Source organism: Sporosarcina luteola, from assembly GCF_007991495.1.
GTDB classification, from domain to species: Bacteria; Bacillota; Bacilli; order Bacillales_A; family Planococcaceae; genus Sporosarcina; species Sporosarcina luteola.
On sequence record NZ_BJYL01000027.1, the window covers coordinates 66,378 to 87,102 of the forward strand.

20 protein-coding genes and 3 riboswitches are annotated in these 20,725 nt (G+C 43.5%); of the genes, 14 read left to right on the plus strand and 6 right to left on the minus strand.

Annotated elements, in window-relative coordinates; all coding sequences use genetic code 11:
- Positions 1-41 precede the first annotated feature (41 nt).
- A complete protein-coding gene (locus SLU01_RS10765; protein ID WP_147058156.1) occupies positions 42-1,598 on the plus strand; it encodes an ABC-F family ATP-binding cassette domain-containing protein in 1,557 nt (518 codons plus the stop codon).
- Between the two features lie 47 nt (positions 1,599-1,645).
- Here the strand turns inward: SLU01_RS10765 and SLU01_RS10770 are convergent, their stop codons facing one another.
- Positions 1,646-1,861 (minus strand): small, acid-soluble spore protein tlp, encoded by a 216-nt coding sequence (locus SLU01_RS10770; RefSeq protein WP_147058157.1) that lies wholly within the window; start codon positions 1,859-1,861, stop codon positions 1,646-1,648.
- Between the two features lie 129 nt (positions 1,862-1,990).
- Between SLU01_RS10770 and SLU01_RS10775 the strand changes: the two genes are divergently transcribed.
- Positions 1,991-3,283 (plus strand): MFS transporter, encoded by a 1,293-nt coding sequence (locus SLU01_RS10775; protein ID WP_147058159.1) that lies wholly within the window; start codon positions 1,991-1,993, stop codon positions 3,281-3,283.
- A 119-nt stretch (positions 3,284-3,402) separates the two neighbouring features.
- On the opposite strand, the gene SLU01_RS10780 is transcribed toward SLU01_RS10775, so the two are convergent.
- Complete coding sequence (locus tag SLU01_RS10780) at positions 3,403-4,227, minus strand: squalene/phytoene synthase family protein (RefSeq protein ID WP_147058161.1); 825 nt, start codon at positions 4,225-4,227, stop codon at positions 3,403-3,405.
- A 539-nt stretch (positions 4,228-4,766) separates the two neighbouring features.
- On the opposite strand from SLU01_RS10780, the gene SLU01_RS18360 reads away from it, so the two are divergent.
- From SLU01_RS18360 to SLU01_RS10785, 3 genes are all read left to right on the plus strand, one after another.
- Positions 4,767-4,889 carry a hypothetical protein gene (locus tag SLU01_RS18360; protein ID WP_281288387.1) on the plus strand — a complete coding sequence of 41 codons (123 nt, stop codon included), beginning with the start codon at positions 4,767-4,769 and terminating at the stop codon, positions 4,887-4,889.
- Positions 4,890-4,927: 38 nt separating this feature from the next.
- Entirely contained in the window at positions 4,928-5,086 is a 159-nt protein-coding gene (locus SLU01_RS17990; RefSeq protein WP_170232675.1) for a hypothetical protein, read from the plus strand.
- A gap of 172 nt (positions 5,087-5,258) precedes the next feature.
- A complete protein-coding gene (locus SLU01_RS10785) occupies positions 5,259-5,828 on the plus strand; it encodes an NADPH-dependent FMN reductase (RefSeq protein ID WP_147058163.1) in 570 nt (189 codons plus the stop codon).
- Between the two features lie 45 nt (positions 5,829-5,873).
- On the opposite strand, the gene SLU01_RS10790 is transcribed toward SLU01_RS10785, so the two are convergent.
- A complete protein-coding gene (locus SLU01_RS10790; RefSeq protein ID WP_147058165.1) occupies positions 5,874-7,001 on the minus strand; it encodes a methionine biosynthesis PLP-dependent protein in 1,128 nt (375 codons plus the stop codon).
- Positions 7,002-7,152: 151 nt separating this feature from the next.
- Positions 7,153-7,256: riboswitch (SAM riboswitch) on the minus strand.
- Positions 7,257-7,393: 137 nt separating this feature from the next.
- On the opposite strand from SLU01_RS10790, the gene SLU01_RS10795 reads away from it, so the two are divergent.
- Both SLU01_RS10795 and SLU01_RS10800 read left to right on the plus strand, forming a co-directional pair.
- Positions 7,394-7,732: a DMT family transporter gene (locus SLU01_RS10795; RefSeq protein ID WP_147058167.1), complete on the plus strand. Its 339-nt coding sequence runs from the start codon at positions 7,394-7,396 to the stop codon at positions 7,730-7,732.
- A gap of 1 nt (position 7,733) precedes the next feature.
- Complete coding sequence (locus SLU01_RS10800) at positions 7,734-8,048, plus strand: DMT family transporter (RefSeq protein WP_147058169.1); 315 nt, start codon at positions 7,734-7,736, stop codon at positions 8,046-8,048.
- A 26-nt stretch (positions 8,049-8,074) separates the two neighbouring features.
- On the opposite strand, the gene SLU01_RS10805 is transcribed toward SLU01_RS10800, so the two are convergent.
- From SLU01_RS10805 to SLU01_RS10815, 3 genes are all read right to left on the minus strand, one after another.
- Positions 8,075-8,908, minus strand: coding sequence for a CPBP family intramembrane glutamic endopeptidase (locus SLU01_RS10805; RefSeq protein ID WP_246110960.1), 834 nt, complete (start codon positions 8,906-8,908; stop codon positions 8,075-8,077).
- Positions 8,909-8,978: 70 nt separating this feature from the next.
- Positions 8,979-9,740, minus strand: coding sequence for an ABC transporter permease (locus SLU01_RS10810; protein WP_147058171.1), 762 nt, complete (start codon positions 9,738-9,740; stop codon positions 8,979-8,981).
- Positions 9,737-10,465, minus strand: coding sequence for an ABC transporter ATP-binding protein (locus SLU01_RS10815; protein ID WP_147058173.1), 729 nt, complete (start codon positions 10,463-10,465; stop codon positions 9,737-9,739). The genes SLU01_RS10810 and SLU01_RS10815 overlap by 4 nt, the downstream gene beginning before the upstream one ends.
- Positions 10,466-10,690: 225 nt before the next feature.
- Here SLU01_RS10815 and SLU01_RS10820 point away from each other — a divergent pair, with 225 nt between their 5' ends.
- From SLU01_RS10820 to SLU01_RS10850, 7 genes are all read left to right on the plus strand, one after another.
- Positions 10,691-12,160, plus strand: coding sequence for a nicotinate phosphoribosyltransferase (locus SLU01_RS10820; RefSeq protein ID WP_147058175.1), 1,470 nt, complete (start codon positions 10,691-10,693; stop codon positions 12,158-12,160).
- A 12-nt stretch (positions 12,161-12,172) separates the two neighbouring features.
- Positions 12,173-12,997 (plus strand): NAD(+) synthase, encoded by an 825-nt coding sequence (gene nadE / locus SLU01_RS10825; protein ID WP_147058177.1) that lies wholly within the window; start codon positions 12,173-12,175, stop codon positions 12,995-12,997.
- Between the two features lie 159 nt (positions 12,998-13,156).
- On the plus strand, positions 13,157-14,104 hold the full coding sequence (locus tag SLU01_RS10830) for an AAA family ATPase (RefSeq protein WP_147058179.1): 948 nt from the start codon (positions 13,157-13,159) through the stop codon (positions 14,102-14,104).
- Positions 14,104-15,315, plus strand: a complete 1,212-nt coding sequence (locus tag SLU01_RS10835; protein WP_147058181.1) for a DUF58 domain-containing protein — start codon at positions 14,104-14,106, stop codon at positions 15,313-15,315. Before SLU01_RS10830 ends, SLU01_RS10835 begins: the two co-directional genes overlap by 1 nt.
- A complete protein-coding gene (locus tag SLU01_RS10840; protein WP_147058183.1) occupies positions 15,312-17,510 on the plus strand; it encodes a DUF4129 domain-containing transglutaminase family protein in 2,199 nt (732 codons plus the stop codon). The genes SLU01_RS10835 and SLU01_RS10840 overlap by 4 nt, the downstream gene beginning before the upstream one ends.
- Positions 17,511-17,538: 28 nt before the next feature.
- Positions 17,539-17,640: riboswitch (purine riboswitch) on the plus strand.
- Positions 17,641-17,767: 127 nt separating this feature from the next.
- Complete coding sequence (gene guaA / locus SLU01_RS10845; RefSeq protein ID WP_147058201.1) at positions 17,768-19,093, plus strand: glutamine-hydrolyzing GMP synthase; 1,326 nt, start codon at positions 17,768-17,770, stop codon at positions 19,091-19,093.
- A riboswitch (purine riboswitch) is annotated at positions 19,089-19,190 on the plus strand. (Overlaps the previous gene by 5 nt.)
- A 122-nt stretch (positions 19,191-19,312) precedes the next feature.
- Entirely contained in the window at positions 19,313-20,647 is a 1,335-nt protein-coding gene (locus tag SLU01_RS10850) for an NCS2 family permease (RefSeq protein ID WP_147058185.1), read from the plus strand.
- Positions 20,648-20,725: the final 78 nt, after the last annotated feature.

The following is a 20,725-nucleotide window of genomic DNA, read 5'->3' on the forward strand; positions in this document are numbered from 1 at the left end:
GTTTTTATTCTATATTTTGCGAAGGAAAAGGTGCACATCATATGAGTTTATTGACAGTAACTAATTTAAGTCACGGCTTTGGGGATCGGGCGATTTTCGATGAAGTGTCGTTCCGTTTATTGCAAGGGGAGCATATCGGGCTCATCGGTGCGAACGGGGAAGGGAAATCGACGTTCATGAATATCATCACCAGGAAGCTTGAGCCTGATGCCGGGACGGTCGCTTGGGCGAAGCGGGTGCGGGTCGGTTATTTGGATCAGCATGTTGTATTGCAGCAAGGGTTGAGCATCCGTGATGTGCTACGGACGGCATTTCAATATTTGTATGATTTAGAAGCAGAAATGAATGCGCTTTTCGCGAAAATGGGTGAAGTGGACGCGGATGAGCTTGAGAAGCTGCTTGAGGAAACAGGGCAAATGCAAGATGAGCTGACGAATAATGATTTTTATATCATTGATTCGAAAATCGATGAAGTGGCAAACGGACTCGGATTGGATGAGTTTGGTCTGGAGCGTGACGTCCATGATCTAAGTGGAGGGCAGCGGACGAAAGTATTGCTCGCCAAGCTGTTGCTCGAGAAGCCGGATATCTTGCTTCTAGACGAGCCAACAAACTACTTGGATGTTGAGCATATCGAGTGGCTGCGCAATTATTTGCAGAACTATGAGAATGCGTTCATCCTCATTTCACATGATATTCCATTCCTGAATAGCGTCATTAATTTGATCTACCATATGGAAAACCAGCAAATCACGCGTTACGCGGGCGATTATGATGAGTTTTTACGTGTACATGAGATGAAAAAGCAACAAGTAGAAGCGGCGTTCAAGAAACAGCAGAAAGAGATCGCTAACCTGAAGGACTTTGTTGCGCGCAATAAAGCGAATGCTGCGACGAGCCGGATGGCGATGTCCCGCCAGAAGAAACTCGACAAGATGGAAGTTATAGAGTTGGATGCGGAAAAGCCGAAGCCGCAATTTGATTTTAAGCTTGCACGTACGCCGGGCCGTTATTTATTCCGGGCGGAAGGCCTCGTCATCGGGTATGATGAGCCGTTGTCCAAAGAACTCGACTTGACGATGGAGCGCGGGCAGAAGATTGCGCTTTCTGGAGCGAATGGAATCGGGAAGACGACGCTTTTACGAAGTATCCTTGGTGAAATTCCGTCTCTTGCAGGGTCAGTTGAACTTGGCGACCATCTTGAAATCGGTTATTTCGAGCAGGAGATGAAGACGGAAAATAACCGCACTTGCTTGGAAGAGGTGTGGGATGAATTCCCGCATTTCACGCAGTATGAAGTACGTGCCGCTTTAGCGCGATGCGGGTTGACGACGAAGCATATCGAGAGCAAGGTGAAGGTGCTTAGTGGGGGAGAACGGGCGAAAGTACGCCTATGCAAGCTCATTAACCGTGAAACGAATTTGCTCGTACTCGATGAACCGACGAACCATCTCGATGTCGATGCGAAGGCCGAACTGAAGCGTGCCTTGAAGGAATACAAAGGCAGCGTTCTCCTTATTTCCCACGAGCCTGATTTCTATGAAGGCGTAGTGACGGATATATGGAACGGGGAAAACTGGACGACCAAGATGTTCTAATAATTTCGCCACCTGAACAAATCAAAATTGTTCAGGTGGCGTTTTTCTTAGATGTATCCGTTGATACGCGACTTATCTTCTTCACTTATCTCCTCACGTAAATCTGCGATACTTTCTCTTCGACGGATATTTTTCTCCATTATGGAGTCCAGCTCTTTACCCTCTGCATTTTTAGCAGCTTCATTCGCCGCTTCCATATTGCTGATCGTTTTCTTCAACCGATCGACATTATCTGCAGAATCATTTGGTAATGGTCTTGGCATGATTATTCCTCCTTCTGTATTCAATGAAATAGTCTCTCCAACAGAAGAATTAATATGTATAAGCTTGCAATCTCGCTAACTTGAAAACTCTCATATATAATACCCTTATTGGTATAAAGAACGGGGGCAATGTTAATGGAGGTGGAGCAAGTTGTTCTTTCACCGGAAGCACAACGGAAACTGTATAAGCGATCATTGTTTGTCGTCGTTATGTCTCAGATTTTTGGCGGTGCAGGACTGGCAGCAGGAGTAACTGTCGGTGCCCTTATTGCGAAGGATATGCTCGGAACTGCAAGCTTTGCGGGTGTACCTGCAGCTTTATTTACACTTGGATCTGCGCTTGCCGCTTTCTTAGTCGGTCGTATTTCCCAGCGATCTGGCCGAAGGTTTGGTCTCTCGCTTGGTTTCATTACCGGCGGGGTTGGAGCGCTTGGTGTCATACTTGCAGCAACAATGGATAATGTTTTTTTGTTGTTCATTTCATTATTCATCTACGGTGCAGGAACTTCGACCAACCTTCAGGCGCGATATGCCGGAACGGATTTGGCGAATGAAAAGCAGCGTGCGACAGCAATCAGTATCGCAATGGTATCGACGACTTTCGGTGCTGTTGCGGGACCGAATTTAGTTACACCGATGGGGGAAGTTGCGCTTATTTTTGGAATTCCAGCTTTAGCAGGTCCCTTTATTTTAGCGGCGGTTGCGTATTTACTCGCAGGCTTCACATTTCTAATTTTTTTACGCCCTGATCCATTCCTTGTGGCGAAAGCAATTGCTGTTGAACAAGAGAAGACTGTTCAACAAAAGCCGAAAGAAGCAGGTCGTCTGATGCAAAGTAAAGCAAATCGCATAGGTGTTTTAGCTGGTGCATCTGTTCTCATCTTGTCTCATTTTGTTATGGTCGCTGTCATGACGATGACCCCGGTTCATATGCAAAACCATGGAAGCGGTTTGTCAGCTGTTGGAATGGTGATTGGATTTCATATAGCGGCAATGTATCTGCCGTCGCTTGGAACAGGAATATTGGTCGATAAATTAGGACGCACTGTCATGGTCATCGCTTCAGGTGTTACACTTTCCATTGCTGGATTGATGGCGGCCTTTGCGCCTGGCGAATCCTTCTTTTGGCTAACGTTTGCGCTCGTCTTGCTTGGACTTGGCTGGAATTTCGGATTGATAAGTGGGACAGCGATTATTATTGATTCGACGGATATGAAAACGCGTGCAAAGACACAAGGCTCTGTCGATGTATGGGTGGCGCTTTCCGGGACGGCGGGCAGCTTATTATCAGGTATTATCGTCGCCTATTCGAGCTATGCCATTTTAGGTTTCGTCGGAATGTATTTATCGTTGCTTCTTATACCTCTTATTATTTGGGTTCGTTTTAAGGGGCGAACTCAGCGAATCGCAGAGATTTCTTGAAGGTTATGCGTGATTTCAGGTTTATATGAGCTTTTCATTAGATGTATGTGTGATTTAGAAGTTTTTATACGTATTTGATAAAAAAAACGACTTGGCTGTCTGGAGGCCAAGTCGTTTTTTTATTGTTCATTTAAAATCGATTCTACGGTCGATTCGACTTCTGTGCGATTCATTTTTTCATGTCCGCTATGCAACGCGCTGATCGTCTTTTTCGCAAGAGCTAGGGGGATTCTGCAGAATAACAGGATGTTTTTATTCGAAATTGACTCGATATATTCATCGGCCTTTTTCAAGTTGGCTTCTGCATATTCGAACAACTCATTCCGAGTCCAACCGTCGGGCATGAAATGTACGCCACGATCCGCATCTTCTTCTTGGTTGCGCAACATATTTACAGCTTGCAAACCGCGACCGTATCCGATTGCAAGCTCACGATCTGTCTTCGTGCCGTCATACTGCTCCCAAATATCGGACAACATGACACCAACAAGACCTGCCACATAATATGTATAGTCATCCAAGTCTTCCTTTGTTTGTATTAAGAAATTCTTCCCAACCCATTTCGCCATGCCATCAGCCATAATACTCGTCGATTCTTTCACTTTAGCGACGATGCCGGCAGGGCACACGGATAGCCAATCTCCGAGCCTTAATGTCACTTCTGGCAAAAGATTTTCATAGGGTTTCAGTAGATCTTTATAGGCGTCTGCGTCAAAAAGATCTTTCTGCAAAAGCTTGCTCGTAGACCGTAGTAAATGCTGCTTGCTTTCCGGATGCAAGTCCTCGTGATCCTCAATTTCATCGATCGCACGCATACATAAATACGCAGATCCGACCGTCTTCCGCAAAGTTGGATTCAGCAATTTAATCGGTATATAGAAGGTTCTGCTTGTCAGCTTCAGTATATGCATTGCTTCTTTTTGCAACTTAGCCTCGTTCATCAATAGGTCCTCCTTCATTTCTAAAAACGTCTCGCAGTTATTATGCTTATCATACACTATTCATCGAAGGACTTGCCATCCCAATCATTGCGAAATAACAACAAAAGTAAATTTATTTAAATAATCTATTGACAATGAATAATTGGAAATGGTATCCTCGGTAAGTAAGATATTCTAAAAGAGGAAAAGGAGGTACGGAAAATGAAGAACGTAATTATTTTACATCAAAACATCATAAATGATCCGTGCCTGTCAAATCTCTCTTTCTAAATTGAAGATTACAGTGAATGGCATGGACTGCCGTTCTTTTATATGAGCACACGCTTATGCAAAAGGCGTGTGCTTTTTTGTGTCTTCATTAGTGTAAAGAATATTCGGTGTTCTCACGCCTGGCGTGTAAACATAAATAAAGCGAAAAAGGAGAGGTTTTTTTATGAGGAATGGTACAGAGCTGCAAAAGGTATGGGAAATAGCGTCGCTAGAAGGCGGATAGCCGTAAGGATGTAACCAGATTTAATCAAAAAAATAAAGGAGGAGCAAAAATGAATTTTGAACTAGTACGTAAACCAGAAACAAAAACTAACATTAAAAAGATGGAGAAGGAATCTCCAAAAATGGAACGATATAAAAAGTGGCGGACACAATCGGTGAATGTCATATTGTAATCCCGTTTTCAGGTTCCTCTCCCAGAGGAGAAATAGTAATGATGCATATAATTGATAGAGAAGTAATTCAACGACATTTGGAAGAAAAGCGACAAGAAATCGAACAATACCGCCTTGGGCAACATGCGCTCAAACGTAAAAGGAAAGAACGGAAAATGACCGCTTTCTGGGCGATGTTCTTTAGCTTTTCCAATTAAAATCAGGACGTTCCTTCATGAAAAGGAGGAACGTCTTTTTTTTATTTTAAGCCTAATTTGTTGGGGGAGTATCTTGAATATGAGATAATGGATCGTGGAATTAAAGATGTATACGTTGCGATGGTAAGGAAATGCTACTCGCAATCATTTCAATTAAAAGGAGTTTTTCGTTATGGCTATTAAAGTGAAGGCGATTATAGGCAGTACAAGTTCCACATCGGTGAACTTGAAAGTGGTTGAATATTTAAGGAAGAAGTATGCAGAAAAACTGGAGATTACCCCTGTCTTTATCAATGATCTAGCGATGTTTTCGGTTGATTTGGAAAGCAATCCACCGGAAAATGTAGTGGAATTCATGGATAGTATTAGGAATTCAGATGCCGTTCTATTTGCAGTACCTGAGTACAACTATTCGATCCCTGGTGCGTTGAAAAATGCGGTCGATTGGCTGTCGAGAAGCAATTTTGCCATTAAAGACAAGCCTGCATTCATGATAGGCGCTTCAGCAGGTGTGCTAGGTACAGTACGTGCTCAAATGCACTTAAGACAAATCCTTTCCAATCCAATGCTTTCACCTGCGGTTTTGCCGGGGAATGATGTATTCATTGGTTCTATTCAACAAAAAGTTGATGAGACAGGACAATTGACAGACGAGGCGACGATCGATTTCTTGGATAAAGTTGTGAACAACTTTATCGCATTTTATTCAAAAACAAAAGCAACTGCTGAGATTCACGGATAATTATAAAAGGCTGCCCCGAACTTATCGGGACGGCCTTTTTTTCAATTATCTTGAAAGAATGACGGGTTTTTGAATAGCTGTCAGAGCTTGTTTTAAGTCAGCGATTAAATCCTCAGCTTCTTCCAACCCGACGGAAAAACGCAATAGTCGTTGATCCACACCGCGTTTTTCACGTTCCTCTTCAGGAATATCGGCATGTGTCTGCGTCGTCGGATATGTAATGAAACTTTCCACTCCGCCTAAGCTTTCCGCGAATGTAATGAGGCGTAAATTCTCGAGGAATGGGCCGACCCAATCACTTTCCCGTAAACGAAAAGAGACCATGCCTCCTTTTCCGGCATAAAGGACATCGGCGACAAGCGGTTCCTTTTCCAAATAAGTGACGAGCTCCTTCGCATTCGCATCATGTTGTTTCATCCGGACATGCAATGTCTTCAACCCTCGGACGACAAGCCAAGAATCGAACGGAGAGAGTGTAGCGCCAATCGCGTTATGGTTTTCGCCAAGAAGGCTGCATAATTTTTCGCCTTTCGCAACGACGAGCCCCGCAAGTACATCATTATGACCACCGATATATTTTGTAGCGCTGTGGATGACGATATCCGCACCAAGTTCAATTGGACGCTGGTAGTAAGGCGTCAAAAACGTATTATCGACAATTAAAAGCAACCCATGCTTCTTTGCAAGTTTGGCATACTGTTCAATATCCACTTCCACCATAAGCGGGTTGGTCGGTGTTTCTATGAAAATTGCTTTTGTGTACTTTGTAATGAGTTGTTCCGTTTCTTCGACATTTTGAAAAGAAGTGTAAGAAGTCGTTATGCCGTACATTTCGGCATATTGGTCGAACAGACGGTATGTACCTCCGTAAATATCATCAGATGCAATTAATTCATCTCCTGATTTGAACAAGGATAGGACGAGCTGGATCGCAGCCATTCCCGAACTGCATGCAAATCCATGGTCGCCGTTTTCCAAATTAGCAATTCCATCTTCCAAAATGGTTCGTGTCGGATTTTTCGTCCTTGTGTAGTCGTAACCGGTAGAGAGCCCTAATCCATCGTGTTTATAGGCGGTTGATAAGTATATGGGTGGATTGACGGCTCCGGTTTTCGGATCGCTTTGATTACCTAACTGCACTAATTTCGTATTTATGCTCTGACTTGTCAACATATCCATCTCCTTTAATTGTCAATACAATATTGATTTCCGCTACAGGCGGGCGCTTTCGCTACAATCAACGAAACTTCCAAGAATAATAATAAATCATTGAAAAAAGGCCTTTCTATAAGAAGAGGGCCTTCAACAGTTGTTGAAATCAATCTTCTTATCTTTAGACGGTGTACGTCATTGGAATTAGCACCATACCAATAAGGGCTGGTTGCTGAGACTTCGTCGGGCCAATCCCTCCGTCTCTCTTGATAAGAAATAAAATATATAATTGTTAGAAAAATGATTTATCTAAAATTACCATGATTACAGATAGATTGCAAGAGAATTTCAAAAATATATTTATGCGTTATTTGCTATAATGGGGTCAAGTTGCGTGTTGAGGAGGATTACTATTGGCTTGGTTCTATGTTTTAATCGCAGCGATCGTCGAAGTTTTTTGGGTGATCGGACTTCGATATTCCGAGACGCCGCTCCAATGGTCCGGAACGGTCGTTGCCATCATCATTAGCTTTTATGCAATTATTAAAGCATGCGAAAAGCTGCCGTCAGGGACGGTTTATGCGGTTTTCACCGGTTCGGGTGCAGCGGCGATCGTATTCGTCGATTTTCTATTTTTCGATGCGGAGTTTTCCATCTCAAAGGTGTTGTTCATCGCGATTATTATCGTCGGTGTGATTGGGATAAAAATGACTTCTGAAGAGTCGGTTCCAGTGGAAGAGGGGGGCGATTGAGTTGGCATGGGTTTATCTTGTCATCGCCAGTTTAGGTGAGATCTTCGGGGTCATGTCCATTAATCTGTATTTGCAGAAAAGGTCATGGCAACGTTTATTGTTAATCGTAGCGACGTTTTCCGTTGGGTTTTATTTTCTGTCGCTCGCCATGCGTGATATCCCGATGGGGACGGCGTATGCGATCTGGACAGGATTGGGTGCTGTCGGAGCAGTTTTAATGGGCATTTTGTTTTTCAAGGAAGTGGCTGGATGGAAGAGGATCCTTTTCTTATGCCTGATCATTGGAGGGGCGGTTGGGTTGAAACTATTTGGATAAAAAGGAGCGGGGAAACCGCTCCTTTTTCATTGGGAGGATATTTCAAGCGTTTGAGCCGCTTCTTCTCTTTTCTTCGATAAGCCTTTGCTTAACTTGATGATGATGAAGATTGTAACGATTGAGCTTATGATAAGTAGAACGCCCATCGTTCCTGCTTTATCTGCGATTTCCTCGCGCGACGCTACAGTTACAACTTCAAGCCATGAAGCAGGTAAGTATGCCGCCAAGACAGCTAGTGTGTTATTCAAAATATGCATTAAAATCGGGATAAGAAGATTGCCAGTCCGCAAATAGAGAAGGCATGCAATAACGCCAAATAGGAAAGCGCCGATCATATCCGCATGCAGTATGCCGAATAAAATACTGGATATTAATATCCCGCCCCACATCGACGTTTTCTTCATGAAACGATGCAAGAAGACACCCCTGAAGACGAATTCTTCGATAATCGGTCCTAATATCGTAATCGTAAGGATCTCAATTGCCAAATAAAGAGGATTAGTAGGCATTGGAACTTCGGTCATTAGAAAATCGACGAATGACGGTAGAATTGGATCTAGCACAAAGACGAGCAGCCAAAAAGTGCTTAAGGAAAGGGCGATCGATGCCAGTACAATGCCCGTAACAGCTGGAATCCATGATTTAACTCCACGGAATGAGATGAATTTACGATCGGAGTTAGGATATTTATTGAAGTAATAGCCGAAAAAAATCGCTGGTATAATGGCGTAAAGGACGATGTTTGCAGCGATGCCGAAAAACTCTTCGCTCAAACCGATCCCCATCGTGAAAATAAGTAGAATAATGAAACTTACAACCGATAATGCGACTAAATATCGGATTTTCATCTGTTCAAACAAGTGAACACCCCCTATGTTTCCATCGTAAGCGAATTGGAATGATATGTCACTATATTCTAAATTACTAAGTTCAATTCGTTTTTTTCGGCCTCACCATTTGCATCCGCTCGTTGAACAGCGCTGGATAGGAAAGGAAACCTAGCATAATGCTTGTAACAGCGGCTGTCGACAATAGAAGAAAGAGGATGATCAACTGGAATTGGACAGCCTGTATCGGGTCAGCACCGGCAATGATTTGGCCGCTCATCATGCCGGGAAGTTGGACAAGTCCAATCGTTTTTTGGCTTTCAATTGTCGGAATCATGCTCGCTTTTATGGCGTTAATCAACTGACGATGAATCGCCTGCTTCGGAGTACCTCCAAGTGATAAGATGAGCTCTGTCTCATCGCGATTCCCCTCAATCTCTGAAGCGAATCGATTCAGGAAGAGGATGGAAAGTACCATGGAATTGCCGATAAGCATGCCGCTAATTGAAATGATGAATTGCGCAGTTGGCGGCACAATTTGCAAGCCAATCAAAATACCTTGCGTTACAACTTCAATCGTTAGGAACGTAACAATCAGTTTCCATGTAATGCCCCGGATCTCTTTCCCTTTCTTCCGCGCATTTTGTGTAGCCGCTCCGATCATCAAGGCGACCATTAAGATGATAAACAAGAAGTTTTCCGAGTCAAACACGAACTTCAACACATAGCCGACAGCAAGCAGTTGAACGATGGACCTAACAGTCGCGATAATTGTGTCTATTTCAAGCCCTAGCTTCAACGTCTTGGACAGCAGCAAAGGAATTAGAACGAAAATGAGCGTCAAAGCCAATGCGGAATAACTCAACCTCCTTCCCCCTTTACAAACTGCCGTACTTTATCATTATGAGAAGTGTTTAATAGATCAGCTTCACCTGTCTCAATCAATTCTCCATCCATTACTACCCATGCGTAATCGGCCATTCTGATCGCCTGTTCTAGGTTATGGGTAATCCAAATGACTGTAACCCCACGCTCGCGATTCACTCGCCGTATTAAATCTTCTATTTCCTGTAATGAAACGCGGTCCAAAGCGGAGGTGATTTCATCCAATAAAAGAATCCTGGATTGATTCGCCAAGGTTCTTCCGATCGATACTTTTTGCTGCTGTCCTCCTGATAAATCGTTTGCATTGCGGTCAAGAAATCGAGGATCCAATCCGACTAATTCAAGAAGTTCTCCAGCCATTCTCCTTGGAAAGTCCTTTCCTTGCAGTTGGAGAGGGAGTGCAAGATTGTCATAGACAGTTCCTCTGATCATCGGGGAATTTTGCAGAACAATGCCTGCATGGCGGCGCAGTTTAATCGGCTCCATGCGTTGGATGGGTTGATCTTCGATGTAAATTTCTCCTTCAGTCGGGGAAAGAAGACCGTTGCATAATTTAAGGAGAGTCGTTTTCCCCGCACCGGAAGGACCGACCAATGTCGTGATTTTCCCGACTGGAAAGGATCCTGTAATGTTTTTTAAAATTGAAGTCTGTTGAATGGTATAACTGACATTTTTGAAATGGAGCGCCGGCTTATAAACAGGCATCAGTGTTATGCCTCCTTTAGTTAAATGTCTCACGTAAGCTACTTTACCATAAAAGTTGTAAACTAAAGTGAGTATCAGGGTGTTGGCGATAGCGAAACAATCGTATTTCATCCTCCCATAATTTTGGTGACGAGAGGGAATCCTCGAATTTAAGTTATTTCCCATTTGAAAGCGGGTAAATAGTGTATACTGGAAGCATTAGAAAGTGGAAGAAGGAGATTTGGCATGAGCTCGATTTATTCAGATGACAGTTTAGCTTTACATACAGATCTTTATCAAATCAATATGACAGAATCGTACTGGGCAGATGGTATTCATGAACGGAAAGCCGTGTTTGAGCTTTTCTTCAGAAATTTGCCATTCGGAAACGGCTATGCAATTTTCGCTGGACTTGAACGCATCCTCGACTATTTGAAGGATTTTCATTTCAGTGAAAGTGACATCGCTTATTTGAAGGAGGAACTCGGATTTCAGGATGACTTCCTCTCCTATTTAAAAGGTCTTCGTTTCACCGGGGATGTATATTCCATGGTGGAGGGGGAACTCGTATTTGCGAATGAACCGATCCTTCGCGTGGAAACAACATTGGCTGAAGCGCAGCTCATCGAAACGGCGCTATTGAATATTGTGAACTTCCAAACGCTTATTGCAACGAAAGCAAGTCGTATCAAACAAGTTGTAAAAGATGACGTTGTCATGGAATTCGGCAGCCGCCGCGCCCATGAAATGGATGCTGCAGTTTGGGGAGCGCGCGCCGCTGTTATCGGTGGCGTTGAAGCTACGAGCAATGTCCGTGCTGGCAAACGTTTCGGCATTCCGGTCGCGGGCACACATGCGCATTCATTGGTCCAGGCATATAAAAGTGAATACGAAGCATTTCATTCATACGCTAGACGTCATAAAGACTGCGTATTTCTTGTCGATACGTACAACACGCTCAAAATTGGCATCCCGACTGCAATTCAAGTCGCTAAAGAGCTTGGCGATAAAATCAATTTCATCGGCATCCGCCTCGATAGCGGAGATATCGCTTTTCTTTCAAAAGAAGCGCGTCGGATGTTGGACAATGCAGGTTTTACAGAGGCGAAAATTGTCGTTTCGAATGATCTTGATGAATATACAATCCTTAACTTGAAAGCGCAAGGGGCCAAGGTCGATGTATGGGGAATCGGCACGAAACTCATTACGGCTTACGACCAGCCTGCATTGGGTGCGGTTTATAAAATCGTTGCCATTGAGAACGAAAAAGGTGAAATGGAAGATACGATCAAAATCTCATCCAACGTTGAAAAAGTGACGACGCCTGGACAGAAAAAGCTGTATCGCATCATCGACAGGGAAAACGGCAAAGCGGAAGGCGACTACATTACGATGTATGACGAAGACCCAACGACAGAAAAAAGGATTAAAATGTTCCATCCGGTCCATACATTCATTTCGAAATTTGTGACGAATTTCGATGCAGTCAATTTGCATACGAAAGTAGTGGAAGGCGGGAACGTGATATATACAAATCCTGATTTGAATGAAATGCGCGATTATGCCCATAACAATTTGCATTTATTATGGGATGAATACAAACGTTCTTTGAACCCAGAGGAATACCCTGTAGATTTAAGCCAGAAGTGCTGGGATAACAAAATGCGCAACATCCGTGAAGTGCAAGACAAAGTGGATGAGTTTTCTACGAGATAGGAGGTCTCTGAAATGACATTCCAAGAACAGGTTATCGCTGAACTGAAAAGCAAACCGACAATTGATCCGAAGGTGGAAATCCGCAAATCGATCGATTTTATGAAGGACTATGCAACCAAAAACACATTCGTGAACGGCTTCGTCCTTGGTATCTCGGGAGGTCAGGATTCAACGCTTGTCGGGAAACTTGCCCAAATGGCTGTTGACGAGTTGAATGAAGAAAACCAAACGGATCGTTATAAATTCATCGCAATTAGACTCCCTTACGGCAAGCAATTCGATGAGGACGACGCTCAAGACGCAATCGGCTTCATCCAACCTTCGACAACATACACAGTCGACATCAAGGAAGCAGTCGATGCGAGCGAACGAGCGCTTGCTCAAGCGGGCATCACCATTTCCGATTACACAAAGGGGAATGAAAAAGCCCGGGAGCGCATGAAAGTCCAATTTTCCATTGCGGCTTCACTTAGCTGCATTGTACTCGGGACGGACCATGCAGCCGAAGCATTGACCGGTTTCTATACGAAATTCGGAGACGGCGCAGCCGACCTCATGCCAATCTACCGCTTGAACAAGCGGCAAGGCCGGCAATTATTGAAAGAACTCGGATGCCCAGAGCATTTGTATAAAAAGATCCCGACAGCCGACCTGGAGGACGAGAAGCCAGCGCTGCCGGATGAGGTCGCACTTGGTGTCTCGTATGACGAGATTGACGATTTTCTTGAAGGAAAACAAGTGTCTGATAAGGCGCTGGAAACGATTGAAAAGCATTTCAGCAGATCAGCCCACAAGAGACATATGCCGATTACAATATTCGACGATTTTTGGAAATGATAACAAAACCGCCTTCTTAATTGAATGGCGGTTTTGTGCCGTCTATTTCCAAGTGTTTAAGCGGCTTGTGGCTTTATGAAATTTACGTTATTATAAGGTTACATTTTGTAAATTTTCGGACATGTTATATAGAGAGAAGTTGGAATTGGAGGAAATAGAATGACACACGCACAAGTGATTGATAAAGTATTGGCGAATATCGACAAAGTGATGATCGGCAAACGGGATATTTCCGAGCTGAGTGTAACTGCCATGCTAGCGGGCGGTCATGTATTACTTGAGGACGTACCTGGCGTTGGCAAGACGATGATGGTCAAAGCTTTGGCGAAATCGATAGGCGCTACTTTTAAACGGATACAATTCACTCCGGATTTATTGCCTTCGGACGTCCTTGGAGTGTCAATTTACAATCCGAAAGAAATGGAATTTGAATTCAGACCGGGACCGATTGTCGGAAACATCGTTCTAGCAGATGAAATCAATCGGACTTCACCTAAAACGCAAGCTGCGCTTTTGGAAAGCATGGAAGAATCATCTGTAACTGTAGATGGTGAAACGATTCGCATCCCGCAACCGTTTTTCGTCATGGCCACCCAAAATCCGATTGAATACGAAGGCACATACCCGCTTCCAGAAGCGCAATTGGATCGTTTTCTATTCAAATTAAAAATGGGGTATCCAAAAAGGATCGAAGAGATTGAAGTGCTTGAACGTGCGGAAAAAACGGTGCCGATCGACCATTTGGAAACCGTGCTCTCCATCCAAGAATTAAGAGAACTCCAAGACGCTGTAAAAGAAGTGAATGTCGATCAAACAATCAAATCATATATTGTCGATTGTGCGTCTGAAACACGAAATAATCCATATGTCTATTTAGGAGTCAGTCCACGTGGATCGTTAGCTCTTATGAAGTCTTGCCAGGCATATGCGCTTATTAAAGGACGGACATATGTCACTCCCGATGATGTGAAATATTTGGCTCCATTCGTGTTTGGTCATCGGATTATCTTAAAATCGGAAGCGAAGTACGAAGGGATTACGGCTAATGAAATTATTGAACGAATCCTTACACGGGTCAGCGTTCCGATCGACCGGGTTAAATTGTAATGAAAAAAGGAAGAAAACTGCTTTCGATGACGGGCCGATTTGTTTTCATCGTCAGCCTCTTCTTTTCCGTATATGTATTTGCAATGTTTCAAGGAGGAAAAGTAAGCTGGACGATTTTTTATATGTTAACCCCTTTCCTCCTATATTCCATCGCCCTATTTGTCTACCCAATGAATAATATAAAGGCTGAGCGGATCATCCATACACGGGCGATCGAAAGGGGCGGGAAATTATCCGTCACTGTAAAAATCAGTCGTACGGTTCCTTTTCCATTGCTATATGCGGGTGCGAGCGAGAAATGGGAAGATCCTGAAATGGCAATAAAAGCAAATAATCGGACGAAGCATCTTTTTATATTCGGTTTTAAAAAAGAAGTGGAATGGTCCTATGAAATTGAGAAGCTTCCAAGAGGGGAGCATATTGTTAAAGGCATTGAAGTTGAGGTATCCGATTTTTTCGGATGGATTCAAAAACGAGCATTTCTTGAGCTGAAAGATACAATTCTCGTTTACCCTACGACAACGCCGATGAAATACGTGCCGATCAATGCGCAATATGACCGCGGCTCTCTTGTTTCGCCATTTTCACTTGTAAAGGATACTACCATGGCGACTGGAGTGCGTGATTATCAGTCGGGCGACAGGGTTACTTGGATTCACTGGAAATCATTTGCGCGCACGCAAAACCTTATGACGAAGGAGTTCGAGGATCGGCAATCTGAAGATCTCGTCGTTGTGTTGGATAATCGCGCCTCTGAAACGTTTGAAGAGCAAGTGGAACTTGCCGCGTCCATCGTGGAGGAAGCCGCAAGCCACCAGGCAAATATCGGATTTATTTCCGTCGGAGCTGAAACGGCTGTCTTTCCGTTTATCCATTCAGCAGACCAACTACATGATGTTTTTGTGCATTTAGCGAAAGTGAAACAGGTTCCTGCTGAAGAGGTTTTACCGCTTGAGGTATCGTCCTTTACAGGAGGTGCAGGAAGCGTCGTATTAGTAACCGGAAATCCTGACTGGCCTTTCATCCAATCGGTAATGGGGTTTGTAAAAAACAGGAAGTCAGTCATTTGCTTCATCGTTGTGAACAGGGAAGAACCAATTTCGGATCGTCTGTACGAACAGATAAAGTTTGCTGAAGCAAAAGGAATAACTGTTCATATGTTAGGTAAAATGCAATTCTCAGAAGCTTTCAAGGAGGTGGCGAGTCTATGAATGAAGGAAAGATTGATGTGCGGTTCCTTATGCTCATGTATGCGCTCGCTTTTGTTTTACTCTGGGAATGGCTTTTGCCAGTCGTTGAACTGACAGACACTGAGTACATTGGGATCTTCCTATGGTTCATCGGTATATCCTTCCTTTTCGGACTGCTAAGAATGAAATGGTGGATTGCTGTCCCGTTGAAAATCATTTATCTTTTTTGGTCGTTGCACTTCGTATTTTTTAAAATGCCTTTTTTCTCGAAAGAATCGGTATCCCTGCTTATAAGCGATCTTATGTCGAACTTCGCTATCATCACAACAGGTGACTGGGGAAGTATAACGAATCCGATGCGCACTGTTCTTTTCTTTGTTCTATTATGGATGACAATCTATTTGATTCGTCATTGGATTGAAGTGCGAAAAAGCATTCTCCTTTTCTATGTCATGACTGTTGTATTCATATCGGTGTTGGATACGTTCAGTTCATATGCCGCGGATGGGGCTGTTTTCCGGGTTATGGTGACTGGTCTTTTATTAATAGGATTGTTGACGATTTCACGTCTATCCGCAAAACATGGCCGCAAAATGAATACGGGAATGTTCGCGGCTTTTTCGCTTCCATTGCTTTTTGCTGTTATCGGAAGCAGTGCATTTGCAAGTGTCATGCCGGATAAGGGACCTGCTTGGGCGGATCCAATCCCTTTTTTGAAATCGGTTGTGCAAGGTGAAGGGGTTGGCAGCGGAAGTGGAAGCGTTGTGTCTAAAAGCGGATACGATCCTGATGATTCGAGGCTAGGAGGTTCTTTCTCGCAAGATGATACATTGATTTTTAGTGCGGTCGTTCCGAAGAAGCAGTACTGGAAAATCGAAACGAAAAACACGTATACCGGAAAAGGCTGGGAACAGACTCCTGTGGAAAGATCACCGGTCAATATTGTTCCAGGCTCTTTGTTTGGGGCATCTTCCGATATACTGGAAGGAAGCGATGTTCTCCGCGCAGAAGTGACGATCCAAGAGCAGCTGCCTTATCTTGTCTACCCGTACGGCACTTCTAAAATTCATACACGAACCGATGTCGTCTTACAGAACCAGGAGGAGACCGGTCAATTTTGGGCGATGAAAGACAGTGAAAAATTCGAATTGGACTCATTTGGAATTGATCTTTCCGAACAAAACTTCAGCTTAAAAGCATTACAGGAAACTTCCATGGATGATTACTCATTGGAATCTGAGGATTTCACCCAATACTTGCAGCTCCCCAATGATTTGCCGGAAAGAGTGAGTGAATTGGCAACTCAGATTACTGGAAGCGAGGAAAGTGTCTACGAAAAAGCGAAGTCGATTGAACGATATTTTAATAGGGGTGGCTTTTCTTACGACCAACAGGACGTAGCGATCCCGAAAGGCAATGAAGATTATGTGGATCAATTCCTTTTTGACACGAAACGGGGCTATTGCGATAACTTTTCGACTTCAATGGTTGTAATGCTGCGGGCAGTCGATATACCCGCCAGATGGGTGAAAGGTTTTGCTCCAGGTGAAACTGAAAGAAATTCAAAAGGAAAAACAGAACATAAAATCACTAACAATGAGGCACACTCATGGGTGGAGGCCTATATTCCAGGATTCGGTTGGATGCCTTTTGAGCCGACGATCGGATTTTCGAACCTTACCGACATCGACTATGATTTAGAAACTGATATGAGCGATCCGGAGACGCCGAATATGGAAGAACGGGAAAGACCAGAAAAAGAAAAAGAGGAGGTACCAGCAGCGACAAAGTCAGATGATGGAGGGTTTGGGTCTTTTTTCAAGCCGATAGGTGATTTTCTGAGTAAGCATAAATGGATTGGGATAATAGGTTCTGTTCTTATTCTGTATATCGTCTGGAAGATTTATTCGAATCGCGGAAAATGGGTCCCAAGGCTCCTTGTTCATTCTTACCGGAAGAGGAAGGCAGACTGGAACTTGTATAAGAAACAATATAAGAGCTTGCTGAAACAATTAGAGAGGTTTGGAATCAAACGGTCAGATAGCATGACGTTATCCGAATATGCGAAAACGGTTGATACGTATTTTGGTGGCCGTCAAATGGGGATGTTGACCGCAGCCTATGAGCAAGGTATATATGGCGGTTATACTTCAAATTTAGATTGGACAAGTTTGCAGGAAATATGGGAAGATTTAATCATTAGGGCAACTGGTTGATTTTTTTGCGTTGCAAGAGTAACATATGAAAAAAGATAACTGAAGCCCTCGTATATGTCTGATAATATGGTTCGGACGTTTCTACCAAGTCACCGTGAATGACTTGTCTATGATGGCGTGGATAGCTTTGTCTATTTATGCCTATTGTAGAGAGTAAAGACGCGTGGAAAGGAAGAACTTTCTAACGCGTCTTTACTGATTTACGAGGTTTCAGAATTTATTTGGAAGAGGTGGATCAATTGTCGACGGCTCCTTTAATGATTGAACAGGAAAAGATTGTAGTACTTGATTTGGGTAGTGCACATAACCAACTGATCACACGGACAATCCGTGAGTTGGGAGTTTACAGTGAATTGCATCCTCATACGGTAACAGCGGCGGAAGTGAAAAACATGCAAGCTGTTGGAATCATTCTTTCAGGCGGCTCTAAAGATGCTGAATTTAACATCGACCCTGAAGTGTTCAATTTGGGCATCCCTGTACTTGAGATAGGCTCAAAGGGCGAAACAATTGCATCCGCAAATGAAGAGAAACATGCATATGGCGAGCAATCCCATCCGGAAGTCGGACAACCTGCAGATGTAAAAGAAATGCTGCGTCATTTTGCTTTTGAAATTTGCAAAGCGAAAGACAGCTGGACGATGAAAAGCTTCATCGATGTCGAAGTTGAAAAGATCCGTTCCCAAGTCGGCGATCGAAAAGTCCTCTGTGCGTTAAGCGGCGGTGTCGATTCATCGGTCGTTGCAGCATTGATCCACCGTGCAATCGGTGACCAGTTGACTTGCATCTTCGTTGACCACGGCTTACTTCGTAAAGGCGAAGTCGAAAGCGTTGTGGACACATTCAGCAATCAATTCCATATGAACTTCATTAAAGTTGATGCACGTAAACGTTTCTTGGACAAGCTGAAAGGCGTCACTGATCCGGAACAAAAACGTAAAATCATCGGCAGTGAATTCATTTATGTGTTCGATGAAGAATCAGCGAAGCTTGAAGGCATCGATTTCCTTGCACAAGGAACGATTTATGCGGATATTATCGAAAGCGGAACAGCGACTAACGAAGTCATCAAATCACACCATAACGTAGGCGGTTTGCCAGAAGATATGGATTTCGAATTGATTGAACCGCTAAAGGCATTGTTTAAAGATGAAGTACGTGCAGTTGGTGCTGAACTTGGACTTCCTTCGGACATCGTCCACCGCCAACCATTCCCTGGACCGGGTCTTGGGGTTCGTGTATTGGGAGAAATTACAGAAGAGAAGCTAGATATCGTTCGTGAAGCTGACTGGATTCTTCGTGAAGAAATCGCGAAAGCGGGACTTGACCGTGAAATCTGGCAGTACTTTGCAATCCTTCCTGATATCCGCAGTGTTGGTGTCAGAAACGAGAAGCGTTCATATGATTACGCTGTAGGCCTTCGTGCAGTTCACTCTGTAGATGGTATGACAGCAGATTGGGCGCGGATTCCTTGGGATATCCTTGAGAAAATCAGTACACGCATCACAGCAGAAGTCGACCACGTCAACCGTGTCGTCTACGATATTACCGCAAAACCACCTGGCACAATCGAGTGGGAATAAAACTAAATAGTTGCATCGTATAATCTTGGGAATATGGCCCATAAGTCTCTACCGGAACACCTTAAATGATCCGACTACGATTTTTGAATGAAGGGAGAAATCCTTTTAATTTGACTGTCAATAGGGAAGTATACGATTAGCGTCGTATATTTCCCTGTTTTTTATTGGCCATTTTGTTATTAGCAAACTACTAAAATCATCAATTAAAGGACGGTCATCATGAAGAAATACTTTGAGTTTGACAAGCTTGGAACGAATTATCGAAGAGAAATTATTGGTGGATTAACAACATTCTTGGCAATGGCATACATTTTGGCAGTCAACCCGCTAATGCTTTCGCTAGATGCGGTGCCTGACCTTCCGGATGCGATGCGTATGGATAAGGGAGCAGTCTTTGTCGCTACCGCATTAGCTGCGGCAGTTGGATCACTTTTTATGGGATTGATCGCAAGATATCCGATTGGACTTGCACCAGGCATGGGATTAAACGCATTTTTTGCGTTTTCAGTCGTATTAGGCTACGGAATTCCGTGGCAAACCGCTTTGACAGGTGTTTTATTTTCAGGACTTATTTTCATCATCTTATCGTTAACAGGATTAAGGGAAGCAATCATTAACGCAATCCCTGCGCAATTAAAATATGCAGTTGGAGCCGGTATCGGATTATTCATCACATTCCTCGGTCTTCAAAATGCGAATATTATTGTAGCCGAGCCTAACACACTTGTTACTCTCGGAGATTTATCTGCTGGTCCCACGTTACTTGCAGTATTTGGTTTATTCGTGACTGTCATTATGATGGTAAGGAAAATTAAAGGAGCTATTTTCTATGGAATGATCATGACGACAGTACTCGGAATGATTGTTAGCCTCATTGACATTCCAACGAAGATTGTTGACAAGGTTCCAGACGTCTCGCCGACATTCGGAGCTGCGTTTGAGTCGCTTTTACACGACCCGGCCTCATTGATGACAACTCAATTTCTGGTCATTGTCATTACATTCCTTTTCGTAGACTTCTTTGATACGGCAGGAACTCTCGTTGCAGTAGCTACACAAGCGGGATTAATGAAAGACGACAAACTGCCGCGTGCAGGAAGAGCATTGCTTGCCGACTCGATGGCTACAGTAACAGGTGCTATTTTTGGAACATCCACTACGACTTCGTATGTTGAATCGACTGCCGGCGTAGCCGCAGGAGCAAGAACAGGCTTTTCTTCTATTATAATTGGTCTACTATTCCTTTTATCATTGTTCTTCTCGCCGTTATTATTTATTATCACACCTGAAGTAACTGCCCCAGCGCTTATTATTGTGGGTGTTCTCATGGTGTCGGCATTAGGGAACATTGAATGGAATAAATTCGAAATAGCTGTTCCGGCATTTTTCGTCATCATTTCCATGCCGCTTACCTATAGCATCGCAACAGGAATCGCGATCGGTTTCATCTTCTATCCTATTACTATGCTGTTTAGCGGAAGAAGAAAAGAAATCCATCCGATCATGTATGGATTGTTTGTGATCTTTATTCTTTATTTTATATTTATCAAGTGAGTGAGGAACGGTTCAGTTGAACCGTTCCTTTTATGTATCTTGAATTTAAGTATTGGAACCCGGATTTCCACTTCAGGC